Consider the following 1,498-nt stretch of genomic DNA (forward strand, 5'->3'; position numbering starts at 1 on the left):
ACATATCCAAGCAACCAATGAAAATCACAGAAAAAAATCAAAATCAATACAAAAATTTGGAAAGTCATATACCGTAGAGTATATTAGCAAAATGGTAAGGTCAGAAAAAACTAGACAATTAATAATTGAAAAGACTGCTTCTATATTCAATAAAAAGGGATATACAGGAACGTATTTGTCCGATTTAACCAATGCTACTGGATTAACAAAAGGCAGTATTTATGGCAACTTCAAAGATAAAAACGAAGTTGCTTTAGAAGCTTTTAAATTCAATTATAAATTTCAGACTCGTCAAATAATTAACAAAATTGAAAAAGAAGATAATTCAGCAAATAAATTAATTGCATTTCTAAATCATTATAAAACATCATTTAAACCAATTTTTAAGAATGGAGGTTGTGCAATCCTAAATACTGCTGTTGATACTGATGATGGAAATGAATTATTAAAAAAAGAAGTTGTAAAAACAATTCGTAGTTGGCACAAAAAAATTGTATCAATCTTAATTGAAGGAGTTAATAAAAACGAACTAAAAGAAATAGATATCGACCTATTTTCGTATCGAATGATTGCTATAATTGAGGGTAGCATTTTATTGGCAAAAACATTGAATAAACCAGAGATTTTATTAAATAACATAGAACATCTAGAAATAGAAATTTTACAATTAAAACAGAAGTAAAAAAATTTAATCATTCATATACCGTAAGGTATATGGCAAAGATATATAAATATGAAAAGAGTAGTAATAACAGGACTAGGAGCAATTACACCTATTGGAAAAAATGTAAAACAGTATTGGGAAAATCTATTGAAAGGAATTTCTGGTGCAAATAAAATAACACGTTTTGATTCAAGCAAATTCAAAACTCAATTCGCTTGTGAAATAAAAGACTATGACGCTTTAGATTATTTTGACCGTAAGGAAGCTAGAAAACTTGATAGGTTTAGTCAATATGGACTAATCTCAGCAGAAGAAGCAATCAAAGATGCTAATCTCGACTTTTCAAAATTAGACACTAACAGAATTGGTGTAATATTTTCGAGTGGCATTGGTGGCTTTGAAACCTTTGAAAAGGAAATAATTGATTATACAAATGGGAATTTCAACCCTCGTTTTAATCCGTTTTTTATACCGAAAATAATATCCAATGGTTTGTCTGGTATAATTTCAATTAACCACGGACTCAGAGGTGTAAATTATTGCCCTGTTACAGCTTGTGCTTCATCAACACAAAGCATTATTCAATCCTTTAATTATATCAGGTTAGGAAAAGCAGATATTATTATCGCTGGTGGTTCAGAAGCACCAATAACAGAATCATCAATTGGAGGATTTAACGCTATGAAAGCAATGTCCACCAACAATGAAAATTTCAGTTCCGCTTCAAAACCATTCGACACAAACAGAGATGGCTTTGTTGTTGGAGAAGGTGCAGGAGCTTTGATTATTGAAAGTATTGATTCGGCATTGAAAAGAAATGCTAATATTTATGCG

The 1,498-nt window shown here is 30.2% G+C and carries 2 protein-coding genes; both read left to right on the top strand.

Annotated elements, in window-relative coordinates:
- Positions 1-682, top strand: a 682-nt coding sequence (locus RG22_RS05035) for a TetR/AcrR family transcriptional regulator (RefSeq protein WP_204244173.1), incomplete at its 5' end; no start/stop codon positions are given.
- 51 nt (positions 683-733) lie between these two features.
- On the top strand, positions 734-1,498 hold a 765-nt coding region (locus RG22_RS17835; RefSeq protein ID WP_034045758.1), incomplete at its 3' end, for a beta-ketoacyl-[acyl-carrier-protein] synthase family protein.

The sequence above is a fragment of the Wocania ichthyoenteri Th78 genome (genome assembly GCF_000789235.1).
GTDB classification, from domain to species: Bacteria; Bacteroidota; Bacteroidia; order Flavobacteriales; family Flavobacteriaceae; genus Wocania_A; species Wocania_A ichthyoenteri.